General features: G+C 41.2%; 19 protein-coding genes. 11 read left to right on the top strand and 8 right to left on the bottom strand.

From position 1 onward, the window contains the following. Positions 1-25 precede the first annotated feature (25 nt). The 3 genes from E0D95_RS13420 to E0D95_RS13430 all read right to left on the bottom strand — a co-directional run bounded on the left by E0D95_RS13420 (position 26) and on the right by E0D95_RS13430 (position 3080). Entirely contained in the window at positions 26-244 is a 219-nt protein-coding gene (locus E0D95_RS13420; protein ID WP_130804407.1) for a hypothetical protein, read from the bottom strand. A gap of 150 nt (positions 245-394) precedes the next feature. Continuing rightward, entirely contained in the window at positions 395-2173 is a 1779-nt protein-coding gene (gene aspS, locus E0D95_RS13425; protein ID WP_130804409.1) for an aspartate--tRNA ligase, read from the bottom strand. A gap of 133 nt (positions 2174-2306) precedes the next feature. Then, positions 2307-3080, bottom strand: a complete 774-nt coding sequence (locus E0D95_RS13430) for a DUF4184 family protein (protein ID WP_130804411.1) — start codon at positions 3078-3080, stop codon at positions 2307-2309. A 153-nt stretch (positions 3081-3233) separates the two neighbouring features. On the opposite strand from E0D95_RS13430, the gene znuD (E0D95_RS13435) reads away from it, so the two are divergent. The 3 genes from znuD (E0D95_RS13435) to E0D95_RS13445 all read left to right on the top strand — a co-directional run bounded on the left by znuD (E0D95_RS13435) (position 3234) and on the right by E0D95_RS13445 (position 9156). Continuing rightward, positions 3234-5297, top strand: a complete 2064-nt coding sequence (znuD, locus tag E0D95_RS13435; RefSeq protein ID WP_130804414.1) for a zinc piracy TonB-dependent receptor ZnuD — start codon at positions 3234-3236, stop codon at positions 5295-5297. Between the two features lie 225 nt (positions 5298-5522). Next, complete coding sequence (znuD, locus tag E0D95_RS13440) at positions 5523-7553, top strand: zinc piracy TonB-dependent receptor ZnuD (RefSeq protein WP_130804416.1); 2031 nt, start codon at positions 5523-5525, stop codon at positions 7551-7553. A gap of 139 nt (positions 7554-7692) precedes the next feature. After that, on the top strand, positions 7693-9156 hold the full coding sequence (locus tag E0D95_RS13445; RefSeq protein ID WP_130804418.1) for a phospholipase D family protein: 1464 nt from the start codon (positions 7693-7695) through the stop codon (positions 9154-9156). Between the two features lie 166 nt (positions 9157-9322). Here E0D95_RS13445 and E0D95_RS13450 read toward each other — a convergent pair whose 3' ends face one another. Beyond that, positions 9323-9769 carry a hypothetical protein gene (locus E0D95_RS13450; RefSeq protein ID WP_130804420.1) on the bottom strand — a complete coding sequence of 149 codons (447 nt, stop codon included), beginning with the start codon at positions 9767-9769 and terminating at the stop codon, positions 9323-9325. A gap of 171 nt (positions 9770-9940) precedes the next feature. Here E0D95_RS13450 and E0D95_RS13455 point away from each other — a divergent pair, with 171 nt between their 5' ends. Continuing rightward, positions 9941-10396 (top strand): RcnB family protein, encoded by a 456-nt coding sequence (locus E0D95_RS13455; RefSeq protein WP_130804422.1) that lies wholly within the window; start codon positions 9941-9943, stop codon positions 10394-10396. Between the two features lie 151 nt (positions 10397-10547). Beyond that, on the top strand, positions 10548-10889 hold the full coding sequence (locus tag E0D95_RS13460; protein WP_130804424.1) for an RcnB family protein: 342 nt from the start codon (positions 10548-10550) through the stop codon (positions 10887-10889). Between the two features lie 60 nt (positions 10890-10949). Here E0D95_RS13460 and E0D95_RS13465 read toward each other — a convergent pair whose 3' ends face one another. The 4 genes from E0D95_RS13465 to E0D95_RS13480 form a co-directional block, all read right to left on the bottom strand. Further along, complete coding sequence (locus tag E0D95_RS13465) at positions 10950-11438, bottom strand: phosphate-starvation-inducible protein PsiE (RefSeq protein ID WP_130804427.1); 489 nt, start codon at positions 11436-11438, stop codon at positions 10950-10952. A gap of 168 nt (positions 11439-11606) precedes the next feature. After that, positions 11607-13388, bottom strand: coding sequence for an acyl-CoA dehydrogenase C-terminal domain-containing protein (locus E0D95_RS13470; RefSeq protein WP_130804429.1), 1782 nt, complete (start codon positions 13386-13388; stop codon positions 11607-11609). Between the two features lie 187 nt (positions 13389-13575). Continuing rightward, on the bottom strand, positions 13576-15378 hold the full coding sequence (locus E0D95_RS13475) for an acyl-CoA dehydrogenase C-terminal domain-containing protein (protein ID WP_130804431.1): 1803 nt from the start codon (positions 15376-15378) through the stop codon (positions 13576-13578). A gap of 295 nt (positions 15379-15673) precedes the next feature. Further along, a complete protein-coding gene (locus E0D95_RS13480) occupies positions 15674-16048 on the bottom strand; it encodes a hypothetical protein (protein WP_130804433.1) in 375 nt (124 codons plus the stop codon). 129 nt (positions 16049-16177) lie between these two features. Between E0D95_RS13480 and baeS the strand changes: the two genes are divergently transcribed. From baeS to E0D95_RS13510, 6 genes are all read left to right on the top strand, one after another. Next, positions 16178-17872, top strand: a complete 1695-nt coding sequence (baeS, locus tag E0D95_RS13485) for a sensor histidine kinase efflux regulator BaeS (RefSeq protein ID WP_130804435.1) — start codon at positions 16178-16180, stop codon at positions 17870-17872. 6 nt (positions 17873-17878) lie between these two features. Further along, entirely contained in the window at positions 17879-18565 is a 687-nt protein-coding gene (locus E0D95_RS13490) for a response regulator (protein ID WP_130804437.1), read from the top strand. Positions 18566-19045: 480 nt separating this feature from the next. Next, positions 19046-20359, top strand: a complete 1314-nt coding sequence (locus E0D95_RS13495; RefSeq protein WP_130804439.1) for an MFS transporter — start codon at positions 19046-19048, stop codon at positions 20357-20359. Positions 20360-20372: 13 nt separating this feature from the next. Next, on the top strand, positions 20373-21125 hold the full coding sequence (locus E0D95_RS13500) for a class II aldolase/adducin family protein (protein ID WP_130804441.1): 753 nt from the start codon (positions 20373-20375) through the stop codon (positions 21123-21125). Then, on the top strand, positions 21122-22045 hold the full coding sequence (locus E0D95_RS13505) for a 2-hydroxyacid dehydrogenase (RefSeq protein WP_130804443.1): 924 nt from the start codon (positions 21122-21124) through the stop codon (positions 22043-22045). The genes E0D95_RS13500 and E0D95_RS13505 overlap by 4 nt, the downstream gene beginning before the upstream one ends. 2 nt (positions 22046-22047) lie before the next feature. Continuing rightward, on the top strand, positions 22048-23289 hold the full coding sequence (locus E0D95_RS13510; RefSeq protein ID WP_130804445.1) for a Zn-dependent hydrolase: 1242 nt from the start codon (positions 22048-22050) through the stop codon (positions 23287-23289). Positions 23290-23309 lie beyond the last annotated feature (20 nt).

Genomic DNA, 23309 nt, shown 5'->3' on the forward strand with positions numbered 1-23309 from the left:
ATATGAATGTATTCAAAATTGAATGCTAGGATTGATCCGCATTACCTTTTAACACCATATAAATCAGTGCCACGAAAATCAATAAGGCACCAGCTAGACTACTGATACAGAAAAACAGAATCCGTTGATTGGTGTCCATGTTAAATAACTCATTGGCAAGGATATAACGCATAAACAACCATTGTGCTAATGCAAAAACGATGACGACAAGAGCGTGTCGACGTACTTCAGGACGCATTGCCATACTGAGTTATCCATTGCGAGAGTAAAGCGTTATTATGCCATTAACCAGAGTCAACCTCAATTCATGTCATGATTCTTGATGTAACCCTTAACCAAACGTGAAGAAGCCAGCATAAATGCTGGCCTCTTTAGACGTTTTATACAACTAAAATCAATCTTCTTTCTTTGCTTGTTCGCGTAAACGAATGCCTAAGTCACGTAATTGATTTGGCTCAACTGGTGCAGGGGCTTGAGTCAATGGACATTCAGCAGTCTTGGTTTTCGGGAATGCAATGACATCACGAATAGACGCTGCGCCTGTCATTAACATAATCAAACGATCCAGACCAAAAGCCAAACCACCATGTGGAGGGGCACCATAACGTAATGCATTTAACAAGAAGCTGAATTTCTCTTCGGCTTCTTCTTCACTAATACCTAAGGCTTCAAAAATGGCTTTTTGCATCTCTAAAGTGTAAATACGCAATGAACCACCACCAATTTCAGTACCATTTAAAACCATGTCATAGGCAACAGACAATGCTTCACCCGGATTGGCTTTCACATCTTCAACGCTAGATTTTGGTAAGGTAAATGGATGGTGAACCGAAGTCCATTTGCCATCATCCGTTTCTTCAAACATTGGGAAATCAACCACCCAAAGTGGTGCCCATTCGCAGGTTGCAAGTTTTAAGTCATGACCAATCTTAACGCGTAATGCGCCCATGGCATCATTCACGACTTTGGCTTTATCTGCACCAAAGAACACGATGTCGCCATTTTCTGCACCGACACGTTTTAACAAGTCAAGCACGATCGGCTCAATAAACTTCACGATTGGAGATTGCAAACCTTCAATGCCTTTTTCAAGCTCATTGACTTTGATGTAGGCTAAACCTTTCGCACCGTAGATGCCAACGAACTTGGTATATTCATCAATCGCGCTACGTGGTAATGAGCCTGCACCCGGTACACGTAAAGCCACAATACGACCTTTAGGATCTTTAGCTGGGCCTGCAAAAACTTTAAATTCCACGTCTTGCATTAAGTCAGCAACGTCGACCAGTTTTAACGGAATACGCATATCAGGCTTGTCTGATGCATAATCACGCATCGCATCGTTATAAGTCATACGTTCAAATTTATCGAACTTGACCCCAAGCAAATCGTTAAATAATTTAACGGTCATGCCTTCCATCAAATCCATGATGTCATCATCGTTTAAGAACGATGTTTCGATGTCGATTTGAGTAAATTCAGGCTGACGATCCGCACGTAAGTCTTCGTCACGGAAACATTTTGCAATTTGGTAATAACGATCGATACCACCGACCATTAATAACTGTTTAAATAATTGTGGGGATTGTGGCAATGCATAGAAGCTACCATTTTGAACACGGCTTGGGACTAAATAGTCACGCGCACCTTCTGGTGTTGCACGGGTCAAAATAGGAGTTTCAACGTCCAAGAAACCATTATCATCTAAATAGTTACGAATTAGAGTTGTGGCTTTAGAACGTAAACGTAAACGCTCTAACATTTCAGGACGACGAATATCAAGGAAGCGATATTTTAAACGATGTTCTTCCGACACGTTAATATTGTCATCATTCAAAGGGAATGGAGGTGTTTCAGACTGTGCAAGAACTTCAATTTCTTTGCCCAAAACCTCAATTTGACCACTGACCATATTGGCATTTTCGGTGCCTTCATAACGACGACGAACACGACCCGTAATTTTTAGCACAAATTCAGAACGCGCTTTATCTGCTGTTGCAAAGGCTTCTGGGGTGTCAGGGTCGATCACGACTTGGACTAAACCATCACGGTCACGCATATCCAAGAAAATTACACCACCATGGTCACGGCGACGGTGTACCCATCCACAAAGAGTTACGGTCTGGTCAATTTGGGCTTCTGTTAAAGAGCCACAGTAATGAGTTCGCATCATAATTTTAAAAATCCAAACTATATTGGCTGTAGGGGCGCATACGTAAACAGCGTACCGCCAGTGAATCAGCGATTATGCCTTCTCAGAGGACGGGTCACAAGAACTTGAATGAAAAATACCAAAAAATGAAGGCTTAATTGTCATTTTTTCGCTGAAATTGATTGAAGAATTTCAGTAAAATAAAGATAAGGCAACTCAAACTAAAGCTGATAAGAAAACCACGACAAAAATAATTAATCGCTTTGCCAGTAATCACATAAGTCTCTGTATGCCAAAGTTGTGGGTCAATGTGTTGTAAATAGAGAAATACTGCATAACTGCCCGTAGCGCATGAGAGCAATACAACTAAGCTCAACAATAAAAAGAAGCTGCGCTGCTGTGCAATACGATGTTGAATGAAATAGCGATAACACATCCAACCCAGAATCGGCAAACTCACGATAGATGTCGCCAGTTGTAAAAAACGATGAACGGGATAGGTTCGTCCAAAAAATACAAGAGCCTGACCGAGAAAATCCTGAAATGCGAAAGTTCTAAAGTCATCGTGGGTTAAGCCATCCCAAACAATATGTGTGACACAACCGACCATGATCCCCACCATACAGGCAATGGCAAAACCACAAAATTGATGAAGGCTTTTAAAATTCAAATCATCCTGTAGCGCAAGCCATTGGTACAGTACAGGACGATAGAGCAAATACCAAACTAGGCAAAACCCAAGTCCAAGTAATAAATTCGGGATTATTAAGCCAGACCATTCATGACTAATGGTGATGTTTTCATCAGTAAATAATCGAACTAAATCGGGTGTCATACAGCCAATCGCCAAAGCAGCGACGGGTAATGTGTGTCGAGTAAGTTTGGCAATAGGAGGTGCAAGAACAGCATGGGACAACGTAAAAGGCATATAGGCGAAGCAATTAATTCTGACTCAATATCGGGTTTGAGTTTAAAGCGTCAATTGAAGAATGAATGTTTTTTATTGCAAATTTCATGAAATGTTATAATATTTCAAAAATTAAGAAATGATTAAGCTTTATATTATTGTTGAGTTTTATGTATGTCTTTTCAGAAAAAAATATTGTCGTTTTCAATCTTGAGTATCATGTCTTCAACGCTTTATGCGGTTGAAAGTCAATCTGCCACTCATCAATTGGAAACCATCGAAGCAACCGCACATCCGCTGGTACAAACGGCTGTGGACTATGCTGCTGCGGATCATGTGATTAAAAATGAGCAATTACGACAGGGCGGGGCAACCATTGGTGAGGCACTGAGTGATCAGGTTGGGGTGTATTCCAATCAATTTGGGCCGGGTGCAAGTCGTCCTGTGATTCGCGGTCAGGATGGGGCGCGCGTGAAAGTTTTGGCGAATGCGTCTGAAACGATGGATGTGTCAACTCTATCTCCCGATCATGCAGTAACGGTCGATCCAATCTTGGCCAAACAGGTTGAAATCGTCCGTGGTCCATCAACTTTGCTGTATGGTGCAGGCACAGTAGGTGGATTGGTTAATATCACCGATAGCAAAATTCCAACTCAAATGCCTGAAAACGGTTATGAAGGTCAAGTGGGTCTAAGATACAACACAGGCGGTGATGAAAAGTTGGGTGCTGCGGGGGTGACTGTCGGTTTGGGCGATCGGGTCGCGTTACGTGTTGAAGGTTCAAAACGTGATGCGAACAGTTATATTGCCCCTGATTATGTTCATGAGGGTGAAAAAGAACGCCGCGTGGATAACACCTTTGCTCAATCAGACAATGTCAGCTTAGGTTTGTCATGGATTTACGATCGAGGCTTTACTGGTGTTTCCTACACCAACCGTCAGGATCAGTATGGTTTGCCGGGACATAGCCACGAATATGAAAGCTGCCATCCCCATGGAACGCATTTGCACTGTGGTGAACATGATGATCACGATCATGGTGAAGATGAAGAGGGACACGAGCATGAACATGATCATGCAGGTCCATGGGTTGATCTGAAATCGGAGCGTTATGATTTTAGAACAGAGCTGGATGATCCGTTTGTAGGCTTTAAAAAACTTCGTGCCCAGGCCAGCTATACCGATTATAAACATGATGAAATTGAAGAAGGCGAAGCGGCCACCACTTTTAAAAGCACAGGTTATGATGCCCGTTTAGAGTTGGTGCACAATCCAATCGCGGTTTGGGAAGGAGTCATCGGGACGCAATTTGGTCGTCAAAAGCTGGATATTAGCGGTGAAGAATCCTTATTTGCTGGGCCAAGTACGACCAATAAATGGAGCCTATTTGCCCTTGAGCATACCCAATGGAAAGATGTTCATTTTGAACTTGCAGCACGTTTTGATCAGCAAAATATTGATATTGATTCACCTCAGAAAAATTATGATGATCATACTTTTTCTTATTCAGGTGCTGCCAACTGGTCATTTGCGCCAAATTATAAATTGTCACTGGTTGCCTCTCATCAGGAACGTATGCCACTCGCGCAAGAGCTTTATGCCAATGGTAAACATTTGGCTACCAACACCTATGAAATTGGCAATGAAAATCTGAATCCAGAAAAATCCAATAATATTGAACTGGGTTTTCATTACGATGCAGATCAACTGAACTATCATGTTCACCTGTTCCATAGCTGGTTTGATGATTACATTTATGCTCAAACCTTAGATCGTTATGAAAACTTTCGTCTGGTCGAATACACACAAGACGAAGCCCGTTTTTATGGGGTAGAAGGAGAAGTGTCTTATCAGCTATCACCACGATATAAAACAACTGTGTTTGGTGATTATGTACGTGGCAAGATTGAAGCTGAAGGCAATGCGCCACGTATTCCGGGTGGACGTTTGGGCACACGTTTCGATGCTGATTTTGGCGACGGTTTCTCAGGCATGGCTGAGTATTATCATGCATTTAAGCAAGACAAAATTGCAGCCTACGAAACCGATACAGAAGGCTATAATATGGTCAATCTAGGATTGGCGTATGCAGCGCGTGCCACCAACAAAACCGACTATCGTGTTTATGTAAAAGCCAATAACGTACTGGATGAAACAGTTTATAACCATGCTTCGTTTTTATCCAATATTCCCCATGTTGGACGAAACTTTACTGTAGGTGTTGATTTTAGTTTCTAAAAAGTAGTTGTTTTTAAATATTCACATGGAGTCTATCCCGCATAGGTTCCATGTTTTTTGAAATATTATATTGTTACAATTATCTTTTGCTTAAATCTGACTTAAATTTTGATTAAAACCATAAAAGTCATATTCCCAATGGAAATAATGATATCAAGCTGAATTTTCTTGAAAAATAAACAATATATTATAACGTAACATGTGATTGACTCTTGGATCATCATCATGCTGAACAACACCAACCTTTTTGCCTTTTCTATTTTGTCTTTATCGATACATCATGCACAAGCACGGGACTTAAATACTGAAATTCAGACCAGTTATTTACCGACGATTGAGCTAAAAGCCAAAGCCAGTGAACAACCGCTCCCTGGTCAAACCACAGGTAATATTACTATTGCGCAAGATCAACTACTTCAGGGCGGAACAACCATCGGGAATGCTTTAGACGGTCAGGCTGGTATCTATTCTGCACAATATACAGGCGGCGTCAGTCGCCCAGTGATTCGTGGTCAGGATGGTGCACGTGTCAAGATTACTCAAAATGGCGGTGATCCGCTGGATGTGTCTTCGGTTTCTCCAGACCATGCGGTGACGGTTGATCCAAATTCGGCAGATCAGATTGAAGTATTAAGAGGACCTGAAACCTTAATGTATGGTGCAGGATCAGTGGGTGGACTGGTGAATATCATTGATCATAAGATTCCTTCAAAAATGCCAGATCAGGGATATGAGGGTCGTATCGGGGCGCGTTATAACACAGGTGATGATGGTGTTGTTTATTCTGGAGAGACTACGATCGGTCTGGGGCGTCAGATTGCTTTAAATGTTGGCGGCTTAAAACGCGATGCCAATGATTACATCTTGCCTCGCGATCTGCAAACAGATGCGCGCCGCGAAGACAGTACTTTTGCCAAATCCAATGATTATCATGCAGGTTTGTCGTGGATTTATGATCGTGGCTATACGGGTATTGCGTATAGCGAACGCCACGATAAATATGGTATTCCCGGTGATGTTGATTCAGATTGGGAACCGGATCAAAATATGATGTTGACGATTCCTGCGCAACATGAGGATGAGGGTGAGGAAGGTGGCTCTTCTTGGATCAACTTAAAACAAAAGCGTTATGACTTTAAAACCCAATTGGATGAGCCATTTGCTGGATTTAGCCGTTTCACTGCTCAGGCAAACCACACCAGCTATCAACATGCAGAAATGGATGGTGATACAGCTGCCACACTTTTCCGTAGTCAAGGTACAGATGGGCGTATTGTTTTAGATAATCACCCGTGGCTCGGTTGGAATGGTCAAATGGGCGCGCAATATACCCAGCAAAAATTGACTATTGATGGTGAAGAAGCCCTAATGGCACCCACAGATACCAAGCGGTATAGCTTATTTGCAGTACAAGCTAAACCAGTGGGTGCATTCACTACAACACTTTCCACACGTATTGATCATCAACAATCAAAAGTTGATTCAGATCAGAAAAACTTCAATGGCACTGCTTACTCTGTGGCAGGTGAAACCGCTTGGGAGTTTTTGCCCGATCAAAAGATTTCGCTGGATGCTTCACATCAAGAGCGTCTACCGATGGCGCAAGAGCTTTATTCCAATGGTGGCTTACATGGGCCAACCAAAAGTTTTGAATTTGGTAATGATCAACTCAGCAAAGAAAAATCCAATAATCTCAGTTTAGGCTTTCATGCTAACCAAGATGCGCTTCAATATAATGTCAGTGTTTATCATAACTGGTTTGATGACTTTATCTATGCCAACACTATTGACTGTAAAGGAGACTTTCGTTCAGTCCATTATGACCAAACGGATGCACGTTTCTATGGCATAGATGGCGATATCAGTTATCAACTGAATGCACGTTATAATGCAGGATTATTTGGGGATTATGTGCGTGCTAAGCTGGATAATCAGGGCAATGCGCCACGTATTCCGGGTGGACGTATCGGAACGCGCATCAAGGCTAATTTTGGTGAGGGGTATTCTGGAACTGCCGAGTATTACCATGTATTCAATCAGGATGATATTGCCAATTACGAAACTGAAGGTCAATCTTATAACATGGTGAATCTTGGTTTTACTTATGATGGGCATATCAACCCAAAAGCAGCGTATCAGCTCTATGCCAAAGCCAATAATTTACTCGATAGTAAAGTCTATTTACATGAATCATTCTTATCGGATGTTCCACAAATTGGACGTAATTTTACGATGGGCATAAACTTTAACTTCTAATGCTTGTTGGTTGAACATGATCAGGGAAAGCTTCGGCTTTCCTTTTTTAAAGACTTTAGACGCGCTAATTTAACTAAATGCGTCTTGAAAAATAAGGAAATAAACTCTAGCCTGAACATAACTGTTTAGGTTGTTTTTTATGCGTATTTTTCAACGGATTCACAAAAAACTGAATTGGTCAGGGCGTCGTTACGTGGCGTTGATCGCAGGGATTTTAGTGTTGGGTTATGTGGCCTCAGCCATTTATCACGTTTACAAACCTTTGCCTGTGGGCCTAAATTTTAACGGTAAGTTCCGTCATGCACAGGTCAAATTTCTTTCTGATCAAACTTATTTGAATGCACAAGGTCAACAGCAACAGGATCATCAGATTTTTGATGAGATGTTAAGTCTGATTCATCAGGCTCGAAGCACTATCGTGCTGGATATGTTTTTGTTTAATGCAGAGACAGGTGAGTCTAAGTTGGCTCAACGACCATTAACACAGCAGTTGACTCAAGCCTTGATTCAAAAACGCCGTGAATCGCCAAATGTTGAAATTACGCTGATCACCGATCCAATTAACTCGGTATATGGCGGTATTTTGCCTGAACATTATCGACAATTACGTCAGGCAGGCGTCGATGTGATTGAAACGGATTTGACTCCATTACGGGCTTCTAATCCATTGTGGTCTGGATTTTGGTACATTTGCTGTCAGGGATTGGGTAACAATCCTGAGAAAGGCTGGCTTGCTAACCCTTTTGGACAGGAAAAAATTACCTTACGGAGTTATTTACAATTGGCTAATTTTAAGGCCAATCATCGTAAAACCTTAGTGGTAGATACCGATGAGGGCTGGAAAACCATGGTTACTTCGGCAAATCCGCATGATGGCAGTTCACGTCATTCAAATGTCGCTTTAGTGGTTGCAGGCCCAACAGCGATGGATGTGTTAAAAACAGAGCAACGTGTTGCACAACTGTCGGGTGGAACCTCACCCGTAGTGGTGATGGGGGAAATCAATGCCAGTCACAGTGCACCACAAGTGCAAGTGCTTACTGAGGCTGCTATTTATCAAGCTGTATTAGAGCTGATTGACACAGCTAAAGCCGATGAGCAAATTGATCTGGCGATGTTCTATCTATCAGAGCGTCGCATCATTAAAGCCTTAAAAGCGGCACAGCAGCGTGGTGTGAAGTTACGGATTTTGCTTGACCCCAATAAAGATGCCTTTGGTCGTCAGAAAAATGGTATTCCAAATCGTCAGGTGGCAGCAGAGCTACACGCAGCAGGCGTGCCTGTACGCTGGTGCAATACGCAGGGTGAGCAATGTCACAGTAAAATGATCATTAAATCCAATTCGACCCAAACAGACATGATTTTAGGCTCGGCTAATTTTACCGCTCGAAATCTAAAAAATTATAATCTGGAAACGGATTTACGCGTGAAAGGCACAAGCCAGACTGCTGTTTTTCAAGATGCCAAACACTACTTCAATACCGCTTGGTCGAATCTGGATGGTCGCCAGATGAGTGTTGATTATGCTCAATATGCAGATGAGTCTAAACTAAAATATTGGACCTATCGCTTTATGGAGTGGTCAGGACTTTCTACTTTTTAATTAGGCTTCTTCCATAAGTCTCTTTTATTTCTCTTTGGGAGAAAAATAAAAAGGGCTTAAACCATCATGAAAAAGAAGCCTAATTTAGATGATTGAGCTTTAAAACAAGTCTAATGCTGATCAAAAGAGAGGGGATTCCTCTCTTTTTCATATTTATACGTATGACTTAATGGGTCGGGGGAATTAATTCATCCAGTTCTTTAGCCGTCAGTTGATCGAGCTCTGTTAAATCGTTTGCAATTTTCCATTGGCTTTCATCATCAACCGGATTCGGTAAACGTGCTTCCAGCCAGTCACACACTACATCAGGTGTAAAATCTGGATGATTACATTGAATGACCCATGCCAAAAACTCTTTAGGTTCACCGTTCATATACGGTGGTGGAGAAACTGGAAAAAACTGGGTTGGGAGGCGTTCATTGGTTGATAAATAATTGAGTACATGCCCCAGTTCTTGAACGGTTTGCCATGCAAGTGGATGTTCAACATCAATTTGAAATTTAAACCACCATGCCTCTTTGCCATCTGTACCATGCGCATCGATTCGGCTTTCCTGAATGCTGGGTACTTTACTAAAAAATTGATAAAGGCGTTCAAAACTTAACTCAGACACAAGCTCTCATCCAGTCATACAACGATGGTCTAGTATAACGGCTTTTTTGCTCAAGAAATGCAAGCCATATCAACAACGACAACTTTAAATAATGCCTACATTTATGATGCAGATATTGCTGATTTTTTAAGCTAAAATGAAAGAAAGATCAGAATATAAAAGGGCAATACCATGCGTATTTATGCGATATATGCCTGTATCGGGGCACTCTTATTCAGTCTCTCGATGCCAAGTTTTGCCGAAAATCAGTGGGGAAATTATCGCAGCGTGGAACGTCCAAAGCCACCTTCAAGACCTCCACAATGGAAGCGGCCGCCACCATCTCATGCACATCGTCCACCTCCGAATTGGGGTGGACATTATCCTGATTATCCGCAGCGTCCACGTCAGGGGACTTATATTGAATATCATTATCAACCTGCGACTACCTATGAATATCGTAATGATCGATATGTATTTGTACAGGGCAATCATTTGCCCATTGAGTATCGGAATGAACGGTATTATTTAAATGACTGGTACGGACATCAGTTGTATGAGCCACCATGGGGAACACGCTGGTATTTAGTGGGGGGACATTACCTCCTTATTTCTGATGATAATTTTAGAATTGAATTTGTCCGTTAAATCGGTTTATGCGGATTAAATTGATTTCAAGTTACAGATTCTTCATCTTTAAGGAAACTTGCTTACACTCCTTAGCAAAGTTGGCATTTTCATTCATCCTTTCTCCTTGAGTACTGCTTAAGCTGAGTCTATCGTTTAAGAGGATGAAATAATGAAAACATCGTTTAAGATTTTACTGGCTGTCGCAAGCTTCGCAGTTTCGGCAAGCGCAATGGCGACCTCTCATCATTGGCAAAATGATCGTGGTCCAGACCGTTACCATCATGCCCCTCCTGCCGCGAAATGGTCTGATCGCCAGCATGACCGATCTGATTATGCCCGTTTTAGACAAGGTGACCGCTTGCCTAAGCAATATCGCGACAATCGTTATCATGTATCTAACTGGCGTAATTCACGTTTGTCTGCTCCGCCTCGTGGTTATCATTGGGTGAGAGCCGACCACCGATATCTATTAGTCTCGAACTATAATCATCGAATTTATCAGGTTCGTTAATGATCCAAACCTTTCAATAAGCAGGAATTAACCTGCTTTATTGCTTGAGTAAGCTATATTTTAAGCAAGTTCATCATCTTCAGGACGAGGTGTTTTACCCGCGGGTAATTCGCGTTCCTGCTCTTTGCTTCGGATGACCGATGGATAATTCCATGAGGCATAGCGCACGATTAAAATCGCGAAGGCCAAAATCAGGATAGATCCCGTAATAATTAACTGACCGACATCTGCTTTATGGTTATGTTGGATGTCAGAAATGAGTAAACGGGTCAGTGCGGTAATGGCCACATAAATTAAGAAACGTACAGGCATGTGATTGGTTTTAAAGTAAATTCCAACCATTGCACCAAGCTCAAGATAAATAAATAGCAGTAAAATATCATCAATGGTTGCATACTGTTTTACGGTCAAAATTTCGATAGTCGTATGCAGTGCCGACCAGACCACCATACAGCCAATAATAAATAGGGCAATATAGTGAAAGGCTTCAACAGCGTAATTACCAAATTTGTCGAGTAAGGTTTCTAATTTATTCTTGGGAGCAGACATAAAGGATTCAGACTCAAATAGATGTTTAGTCATTATATATGAAGCAAATTTCATGCACATGAGACATATATAAATATTTATAGTCTTGATTTTATGGAGACAATATTACATTTTAAGGCGCATAAAAAAACGCCTGCATGGGCAGGCGTTTTTGCTTGATCGTTAAGATTAAGATTGAGTGGTGAAGTAATCTTCACTAAAGCTCATGACCAGCTCAGAACCCGCTTCAATTTTTTTGATGCGTGATTCAAGTTCTGGAAGAATACGGGTCACAAAGTATTGTGCAAGTGATAATTTGTTTTGATAGAAATCACCTGATTTATCTTTGGCTGCCGCAGCAATTTTGGTAAACATATAGGCAAAGCTGAGTAGACCGACGGCATGCAAATAATCAACTGCTGCTGCATTTGGGAAATCAACATTTTCTGCTGCTTGTTCTAAAATAAACTGGGTCACTGCTTCAACACTTGTGGCTGCATCTAGGGTTGCATCCTTGATGAAGTTTAAGTCAGCATCTAAAGTGTTGGCAAAATCACGGATTTCAGCAACATATTCTTCAATAAACGCACCACCACATTTAATGGTTTTACGACCAATCAAGTCCTGAGACTGAACACCATTGGTGCCTTCATAGATTTGTGAAATACGTAAGTCACGAATACATTGTTCCATGCCCCATTCACGAATATAACCATGTCCACCGAAACACATTTGTGCATCTAATGTGGCTTGGAATGCAGTATCGGTTAAATACGCTTTAGCAATTGGCGTCAATAATGCTACACGATTATTGGCTTTTTTCACCGCTTCTGCATCAGTTGAAAACTTAGTGATGTCCAGTTGCTGACCGACATACACCGCAAAAGCACGGGATGCTTCGTTGTTGGCACGAACATTGAGCAGCATACGACGTACATCACCATGTACTAAAATGCTGTCTGCTGGCTTATTCGGGGATTGAACACCCGCAGCACTACGACCCTGTAAACGGTCAGTCGCGTATTGCGCAGCATTTTGATAAGCAAATTCAGAGGCACCTAAACCCTGAATTCCCATCGACAAACGTTCATAGTTCATCATCACGAACATGGCAGCCAGACCTTCGTTTTCCTTACCAACAAGGAAACCTTTCGCTCCGTCAAAGTTCATGACACATGTAGCAGATGCCTTGATCCCCATTTTATGTTCAATTGAACCCGGGCCCACGGCATTGCGTTCACCGACTGAGCCATCTTCATTAACGAGGAATTTTGGCACGATAAACAATGAAATACCGCGCGAACCCGCTGGTGCATCAGGTGTTTTTGCCAAGACCAAATGAATAATGTTTTCAGCTAAATCGTGATCGCCACCGGTAATGAAGATTTTAGTACCCGTAATGTTGTAAGTACCATCTGCATTCGGTTCTGCTTTGGTTTTAATAATGCCTAAATCTGTACCCGCATGAGGTTCAGTCAAACACATCGTGCCAGACCATTCTCCTGAATAGATTTTAGGTAAATAGGTTTGTTTTTGCTCTTGTGATGCATAGCTATTTAAAGCCATACCAGCACCCACAGAAAGAAGCGGATAGAGCATAAAAGATGGGTTGGTGGCAAAAAGCATTTCATCTGCAAGTACAGTCAGCATTTTAGGCATGCCTTGACCGCCCCATTCTTCATCTGCACCTAAACCGATCCAGCCACCTTGTGCATATTGCTCGAACGCATCTTTAAAACCAGCAGGTGTGGTCACGTTTCCATTGTCATAACGTGCACCTTCTTCATCGCCGCTACGATTCAGTGGCAAAGTCACGTTTTGTGCAAATTTTGCCATTTCTTCTAAAATCGCTTCTGCGGTCGCTGCATCAATATGTGCCAAATTTTCATTGGCTTGCCAGAATTGTTCTGCTTTAAATACGTCATTTAAAATAAAACGCATATCTGCAAGTGGCGCATTGTAAATTGGCATCGTTTTTCACCCTTGTTATTTTACATTTATCTGCTTCATCTTACGCAGAAAATGTAATTCATGACTATGTCTGGAATGTTATTAATTTAGCATTGATTCAATAAAAAAAGGACTGTCAAAACTGATCAGTCCTTTTCGTTGGCATGCAGTTGTTTTTGCAAATCAACCCATGCTAGAGCCGGATCGCTTAGAACACAAAGTGTTCTGCATCAAGTGCCATCAATGGCTCAAGACCAGTTGAAAGCACATCGACATGTGAGCGAACACGTGGCAAGATTTTCTTGAAGTAGAATCGCGCTGTGGTCACTTTGGCATTGTAGAAATCAACATCAGTTGTACCTGCTGCCAATGTTTCTTGAGCAACCAATGCCATACGAGCCCATAGATAAGCTAAGGTGACATAACCAGAGAAATACAGGTAGTCAACTGCCGCAGCACCGACTTCATCTGGGTTTTGCATAGCACGCATACCAATTTGCATGGTGATGTCACCCCATTCTTTGTTCGCCGCTGCCAATGGTGCAACAAATTCTTGCATTGCTGCATTGTCTTTATTGGCTTCAACAAATTTATGAATGATTTTGGTGAAATCACGTAGCATTGCGCCTTGAGTTTGTAGAACTTTACGACCTAACAAATCCAGTGCCTGAATTTCAGTTGTACCTTCATATAAACATGCGATACGCGTGTCACGGACAATTTGTTCCATGCCATGTTCAGAAATGAAGCCATGACCACCGAACACTTGTACGCCGTGTTTTGCAGACTCAGAACCTGTTTCAGTCAGGAATGCTTTTGCAATCGGGGTCAACAATGAAAGGATGTTGTCTGCAAATTTACGTTCTTCTTCAGAAGTACCTTGTTCAACGATATCGGCATATTGAGCAAGTAAGTAAACTAAAGCACGACCACCTTCAGCATACGCTTTTTGAGTCAAAAGCATGTTGCGAACGGCAGGATGAACAATAATCGGATCTGCTTCTTTTTCAGGTGCTTTAGGACCAGAAAGTGAGCGCATCGCTAAACGTTCTTTGGCATAGGTTAACGCGCCTTGGAACGATGATTCAGATGCAGACAAACCTTGAACCGCAGTCCCAATACGTGCAGTATTCATGAAGGTAAACATGCAGTTTAGACCACGGTTTTCAGGTCCAATCAGATAACCTTTGGCACGGTCAAAGTTAATGACGCAAGTTGCATTACCATGAATCCCCATTTTGTGTTCGATTGAACCACAACGTACCGCATTGCGCTCGCCAACAGAACCATCTTCATTTACAAGGAATTTCGGTACGATAAATAGCGAAATACCTTTAGTGCCTTTTGGCGCACCTGGTAAACGGGCAAGCACAATATGAATGATGTTATCTGCCATGTCATGTTCACCAGCAGAGATAAAGATTTTCTCGCCAGAGATAGCATAGCTGCCATCTTCATTTGGTTCTGCTTTTGAACGAATAATACCTAAGTCTGAACCTGCATGAGATTCAGTCAAACACATGGTTCCTGTCCAGACACCTGAAACAAGGTTAGGTAAATAAGTGTTCTTTTGTTCTTCTGAACCGTGATGTTCCAAAGTACGAACTGCACCGTGTGACAGACCTGGATACATGCCCCATGCCCAGTTTGAGGCACCGACCATTTCAGAAATTGCAACACCTAAAGAGTTTGGTAGACCTTGACCGCCGTATTCTTCTTCAGCAGACAATGATGGAAAGCCAAGTTCGATATATTTTTGATAAGCTTCTTTAAATCCTGTTGGTGTCGTTACAACGCCATCATTCCATGTACAGCCTTCGCGGTCACCCACTTGATTGAGGGGAGAAAGTTCATTTTCACAGAAATCCGCAGCAGCTTCCAAGTATTGATCCACCAATTCACGGCTTACGTTTTCTTGGAATGCAGGAAGTTTTGCATAATGTTCTTCGGCATTTAATACTTCATGCAAAACAAATTGCATATCACGTAGCGGCGCTTTGTATTGTGGCATATCGGGTTCCTCAATACTGGTTAAACCAGAGTTATAATCTTAATCAACGATAATGGTGTCATGTGACACATCTTTTACTTTTACATCGTGCAACAACTTATTTATCAGTACAAGCATTTGCCGTTCAACATCCATGACTGTAAAGTCAAAGAAAATTGCTTTAACTATGCTAAGTACATTGAACCTCAACACTTTTAACGAATTTTCAATGAAAGGAATAGTCAAAAAACGTAAAGAGATGTGTCCATAAAAAAAGACGCCGAAGCGTCTTTAAGGATATGACTTAAATTGAATTTTAAGACGATTTTACTGCTGCCGTTGGCGCAGGTGGCGCAACACGATCATTCATTTTGTTCGGTTTAAAGCGAACCTCACAGGTGCCATCAATAGTTTTGTCGCCGACTTTGACCTGAATGGCCTGACCTACAGTTTTACCGACACAGGCTTTTTGAATTTGTTCAAATTGAGCTTTTCGCTCTGCACGATGCTGTTGCATCTCTGCACGTTGTTCGGGCGTTAATTTATGGCGTTTAAAATGTTTGCCGTGATCACCTTGCATCATTGCACGATCTTGTCGTGGTTCTGGTGCTGAAGTTGATTGACAGGCTGCTAAACTTCCCATCGTGATGATGGTTGCTGTTAACATTGCGACTTTAGAAATTTTATTCATGTTCTATCCCCGATTGATCTTGATGGCATACGTTAAAGATTAAGTAATAAACATGAAGAAACAATGGAGAGTTTTTTGAGTGAGTGTTCGCTACAATAGTGAATATAGAAGAAAAATGAGAGATTTCTTTTGAATATTCGTCGTGTACCGATTGCCTTGCGCCTATTTTTAACGGTGCTGCTGACAACACTGGTGATTACGACCGTCAGTTTGGGCGTTTTACACTGGACGATGCAAAAGAATTTTGCACGTTATGTTGCTGATGTCGAGATGCAAAAACTGGATCATCTCATCATTAATTTAGGAAACGTATATAATGTTTACCATGATTGGGGCAATGCAATTCAGGCACAAATTTTACAGATAGAAGGTAATGCCGCGCCTGATGATTATGATCGATTGTCACGTTGGTGGTTACGCCGTCAGTATGACATTGCCTTGCAACAGCGAATGTTTAAAGAGCAAACGTTATTAAGCTTATCACCAGAATTATCTAAAAATGAATTAAAGAATAGTCTGATTTTAGATGCTCAGGAACGTAAATTTATCGAAGATAATTTGCCATCTGAGTATCAGCCTTTTGAGGGATTAAAATTTCCGCTGAGTTCCAATCAAAATTTATTTCGTCCAAATGATAAAAATAAAGATCCACATAAGCCGCCGCGATTGTCTGAAATGGCCGGCATGATGCCGCAAGAGGGGAAAAAACGCTTTATTTCCATGCCTGACCGGCTTGGATTAAGTTCGCGGCTTTCTTTGTATGATGCCAAACGCCAATTTGTAGTGGGTGAGCCTTCTAATGACCAACTGTCATTTCGACCGATTATGTCGGGCAATCAGGTGATTGGTTATTTGGGTTTAAAGCCTGTTCTGGATGAAGATGATGCTTTAAGTATTAATTTTTTTAGTAATCAAAAGCGTTTTTTATTACTCATTTATACTTTATCGGTGTTGGCGAGTTTGGTTGCGGCGTTATTGTTAGCCACCTATTTTAAAAAACCGATTCAACGTTTATTGGATGCTACCCGTGAGTTGACTAAAGGGCATTATCAGTATCAGGTCAAAATTAAGCGCAATGATGAGTTGGGAGACTTGGCAACACAACTGAATCAATTGGCAGAAATTTTGGATCAACATGAGCAATCACGCCGACAATGGGTCGCAGATACATCACATGAATTAAAAACCCCACTCAGTGTATTGCAGGCGCAAATTGAAGCGATGCAAGATGGAATTCGTCAAGCCAACCCAGAACATTTAGATGCGATGATGCGTCAGGTTAGCAGTTTGAAAAAACTCACGCAGGATTTGGCTGACTTGGCTCAGGCGGATGCGCAACAACTGAAATGTTACTTTGCTGAAGTGAACCCTTGGGATGTGATCATTCAGGAAGTAGAAAACTTCAAACCCAAGTTTGAACAAGCCGAACTCAGCATTTTAGTCGAAGGTCAGGGTGCGGTTTTACAATTAGATATAGATCGTTTTAAACAAATTATGGTCAACTTGTTGAGTAATAGTGTCCGCTATACCGAAAAAGGTGGTCAAATCCATATCCATACCGAGGAAAGTAGTCAGCACTGGAGTGTGATTGTGGATGACAGTCCGTTGGGTGTGGATGATGAACAGTTAAAACGATTGGGTGAACGCTTCTATCGCGTGGATGATTCACGAACACGTAGTACCGGTGGTACAGGCTTAGGGCTGGCATTGTCTAGTAAGTTGGCGCAAGCATTGGGTGGTCGCTTAAGTTTTGCACACTCTCCATTGGGCGGGCTGCGTTGTAGCTTAACCTTTCCAAAAATACAGTCCATACATAAGGAATAATTGACAATGAAACACGTAATGTTGGTTGAAGATGAAGTTGAATTGGCGCATCTGGTACGTGACTATTTGCAAGCGGCAGGTTTTGAAGTCAGCATGTTTCATGATGGGCAGGAAGCCTACGACAGCTTTTTACAACAAAAACCCAGTCTTATGGTCTTGGATTTAATGGTTCCTCGGATGGATGGTTTAACCATTTGCCGTAAAGTTCGTGAACAGTCAGATTTACCGATTATTATGGTGACAGCGCGTACTGAAGAAATTGACCGAGTTCTGGGTTTAAATATGGGCGCGGATGATTATGTGTGTAAACCTTTTAGTCCGAAAGAACTGGTTGCTCGAGTACAAGCGGTATTACGCCGACTAGATCGTAAAGCTGAACCTGAACAAAATGATTTATTTCGTATCGATAAGGCGCAACAACGTATCTGGTATCAACAAAAACCTTTAAGCCTGACACCTACTGAGTTTCGACTTTTAGAGTTGTTTTTAGAACATGTGGGGCAGGTTTATTCGCGAGCGCAGTTATTAGATCATATTAATCCAGATAGTTTTGATGTTGCAGATCGTGTAATTGACAGCCATATTAAAAACTTACGTCGTAAAGTGACGGAAGCTGCGGATACGGGCAATCGTCATGAATGGATTCAGGCTGTTTATGGCGTCGGTTATCGTTTTGAATATCCTGAAGATTAACTTCCAGATTTTATAGCTTGTTCAGGAGGGACTTTAATTCCATGGAAGTCACTCCTACATCTCTAGTATCAACCTAAATCATTGAGACTTGTTAAGATCACTTTATGAGAAAATGATTATTCTCAAAAAATATATGTTTATTGTTCATTAGTTAAGCTTAATCTAAAAAATAAATATTAGTAAATAATGATCCTTTTTTGTGCATTGAAAGCATTTAAATTATTACTTCTGCGCCAAAAAATTACAAATAAGGCTTTATATCATTTAGTTCTCCGCAAATTTTGACTCCTTTTTTATCATATAAGTTTTTCTAATGTCATGCTTTAAAATTATTCGCTTGATGAGTCTTTTTTAAATCTTATATGTTGAGGGAGTCATAGATTCATCAGTGTTTCAATTGAAGCGCACATGACATATCCGTAATGACCTTGTTGTACTAATAAAAATAGCGAAGCCTATTTCAAAAATTAAGGATGAAAGATGAAAAAAGATCAGTCTAAACGCGCCGCCGCCGCCGCGTTTATGGGAACAACAATTGAGTTTTATGATTTCTATGTGTATGCCACTGCCGCAGCCTTGATATTAGGAACCGTATTTTTCCCTAAAACAGATCCAGTAACAGGAACGTTGGCTTCATTTGCAACTTTGGCCGTGGGATTTGTTGCAAGACCCTTGGCTGGCGTCGTCTTTGGGCATCTTGGTGATCGCTTGGGCCGAAAAAAAATGTTGCTATTTACAATGGTACTGATGGGAATGGCTACAACTTGTATTGGGCTTATTCCGAGTTATGAAAGTATTGGTATATGGGCACCAATCTTATTGATATTTTTCCGATTTTTACAGGGAATTTCAGTCGGGGGGGAATGGGGTGGAGCTGTATTAATGGCAAGTGAACACGCACCTCAAGCAAGAAAAAATTTTTTTGCATCATTTGCGCAATTAGGTAGTCCCGCAGGTCTTATTTTGTGTTTACTTGTATTTAGAGCTGTAAGCACACTTGATGAACAAGCTTTTGCAAGTTGGGGATGGCGTGTCCCATTTTTGCTCAGCTTTCTGTTGATGGCTGTCGGATTTGTCATTCGTTTTGGTATAGAAGAATCACCAGAGTTTACGCAAGCTAAGCAGCAAGAAACAACTTTACAGCATCCTGTAAAAGAATTACTTAAAAATTATCGAGGACATTTAATTTTTGCTGGACTGACGATTACGATCGGGACAGCAGGTTTCTTTTTTACTAATACCTTCATGATTACTTATGTCACTCAATATCTGGGAATGAGCAAACAAACAATTTTGGATGCCTTGTTTTTGGTTACTATTTTTCAGTTTCTAACAATGCCAATCGCAGCATGGTGTGCAGACAAAGTCGGTGTACAGCGTTTTCTTATCGTGGTTGCGAGTCTGTGTATCATCGTTCCATATCCAATGTTTATGTTAGTTGAAACCAAAAACATCATTTTTATTACCTTGGGAATTACTCTGGCAGTTGTCACATTATCTGCCTTGTATGCAGTTGCTGCTGGGTTTATGGCCAATATATTTCCAACACAGGTACGCTATTCAGGTATTTCGATTTCGTATCAATTCATTGCTGCTTTGACAGCGGGGACTACGCCATTTATTGGAACCCTCTTGGCAAGTCATTATACCGGGCAATGGTGGCCGCTGGCTTTACTGTTTAGTTTTCTATCTTTTCTATCTTTAGTCGGTGTACTTGGAGTTAAAGCCCTCATGACTAAACAGGAAAAAAAGATTTCTTCGATTCAACCTATGGTCGCTGAAGAGTCTGTGTGAAAAGAGAGCAATTATGAATACCTTAGTAAAAATTGACACAGTTGAATGGCAAGCGCGTTGTGATTTGGCTGCGTTATATCGCCTCATTGCATTTTATCGAATGACTGATTTGATCGATACTCATATTAGCTTTAGAGTTCCAAATGAGCCGAATCATTTCCTCATTAATCGTTATGGCATTCCTTTCGATAAGATGAAAGCATCAGACTTAGTTAAAATTGATCATAGTGGAAATATTATTGAAAGTTATGATCAGCATAAGCATGTTAATAGAGCAGGTTTTGTAATTCATTCTGCCATACATCATGCTCGGCAGGATGTGAACTGTATCATTCATACGCATACAGCTGATGGTGTAGCTGTTTCTGCACAAAAGCATGGCTTGTTACCACTTTCACAGCATGCTTTAAAGTTTTATGAACGGATTGGTTATCATGACTATGAAGGGATTGCTTTATCTTTAGATGAGCAGCAACGCTTAGTCAATGATTTGGCACAACATCGTTGCATGATTCTGAGAAATCATGGCTTGTTAGCGACAGGTGATTCAATTCCACGTGCCTTTCATGAAATTTACTTTTTAGAACGCGCGTGTCAAATCCAGATCAAGGCTTTGAGCAGTCATGATTTAAATTATCCCGATATTCAGGTTTGTCAGCATACCGCGGCGCAGTTTGACCGTGAGGGTGTTGAGCAAATTATCGGAGATGCTTGGCAGGCAGCACTTTCTTTAATTGAAAGTCAGCAGCAAGAGTATTGCTCATGATTGTAATCGCTTCAACGAAGCCTTATGCGCAAAAAATGCTTTTGGATGCATTTCAGGCTTTTGCACCTGAAAATAGTTTCTGTCTTCCTGATGATGCTTGTGCGACACAAGCGACAACAGCTGCATGCTGGTTTCCAGATATGGATCAGTTAGAGTCTTTACCCGACCTACAATTGATTCATTCTATGGGCGCAGGTGTAGAGCATTTAGATTTGAAAAAGATTGAGTATAAATACCAACTTTGTCGAATAGTCGATGCGCATCACAAGCAGGGAATGCTGAATTATTTACATTGGGGCATTTTGTATTACCAACGCTGCTTCGATCTTTATGCGCACAATCAGCAACAGCAAATTTGGCATCAATATTCACAGCTTTCTGAACATGATGTAAAGGTCGGCATTATGGGGCTGGGAGAAATAGGCTCTTTTGTGGCGCAAAAACTGGCGAATTATGGCTATCAAATTTCTGGTTGGTCAAAATCAAGTAAATCTATTGAATCAGTGACTTGTTATTCTGGTGAGGCACAGTTTGAGCAGTTTTTATCTCAAAGCCAGATTCTGATTAATCTTTTACCACTTACAACAGAAACCCGACATATTTTATCCAATAAAACTTTTGAAAAATTACCAAAAGGTGCAGCTGTAATTAATAGTGGTCGAGGGGCTCATTTAAATTCGAATGATTTATTGGCTTGTCTTCAATCTGGTCAATTACGTGGAGCAATTCTAGATGTTTTCGAGCAAGAACCTCTCATCCCAGAGCATCCGCTATGGACAACACAAAACGTATTGATCACACCCCATGTAGCATCACATGCGCCTTTAAAGGTAGTGGTTGAACAGATATTGGAAAATGATAAACGTCTTATCAACAGGCAGCCATTGATGAATGTAGTGAATCTACAACGAGGATATTAAAGATGAAAACGAATGGAAAGCGATTATGGAATTCATTAATGGAGATGGCAAAAATTGGTGCGACTGAACAGGGCGGTAATACTAGACTTGCATTGACCGATCAGGATCTTGCAGGTCGTCATCTGTTAATCGAATGGGCTTCTGAACTAGATTTTAAAGTGAGCTACGATGCAATAGGAAACCTGTATTTATCAAAACATGGTGTTCATACAGATTTAGCACCTATTGTGATGGGTAGTCATTTGGATACTCAACCTAAAGGTGGACGTTTTGATGGTATTTACGGCGTTTTGGCTGGTTTAGAGGTTTTAAGATGTTTGCATGAGACACAAACCTTGACGCATCATCCCATTGAACTGGTGGTATGGATGAATGAAGAAGGTGCACGTTTTACTCCAGCAATGATGGGATCAGGTGTATTTACAAATATTTTAAATTTAGATCAGGTACTTAAAACCACAGACAAAGATGGTTTGAGTGTCGAAAGTGAATTGATACGTACAGAGCAGTCAGGTCAAATACCATTGCAGCGTCATTTTCAGGCGTATTATGAGCTACATATTGAGCAAGGACCTGTACTTGAACAAAACCAAAAAGAAATTGGTGTAGTGACCGGAGGACAGGCGATTATTTGGCTGGATGTCGAAGTCTCAGGTAAAGCGGCACATGCTGGCACTACCCCAATGGCAATGCGTCATGATCCTATGCTTGGAACTGCAGAGATGATGATTGCTTTAGAGAAAATGGTTTTACAGGACTTTCCTGAAGGCTTAATTACCTTTGGAGAAATTTCAATTCAAAATTCATCCAGAAATACCATTCCTGCAAAAACTCAGTGGACAATCGATTTAAGACATCCAGAAGATACGCAAATACAAAACATGCAGCAGCAGGTTTTGAAACTCTTACAGCAAATTGCAGCTCAACGCCATTTAAATGCCACAAGTCAACAGCACTGGCATAGTCCAGCAACTTATTTTGATGCAGGCTGTGTGCAAACAGTGCAGTCTACGGTTGAAGATTTAGGTTTTAGTTCTCAAAGAATGGTCAGTGGTGCTGGTCATGATGCCATCAACTTAGCCAAGCACTGTCCAACGACCATGATTTTTGTACCTTGTGAGGGTGGTTTGAGTCATAACGAAGCTGAAAAGATAACATCCTTACAGGCTGAACAAGGTGCAGATGTTCTTTTAAACAGCATATTAAAGTTTGATCAGCAATATAAGCTTGCTCGAGCTGGTTAATAAACAAAAAAGGATTACCC

The sequence above is a fragment of the Acinetobacter ihumii genome, assembly GCF_900625095.1.
Lineage (GTDB): Bacteria > Pseudomonadota > Gammaproteobacteria > Pseudomonadales > Moraxellaceae > Acinetobacter > Acinetobacter ihumii.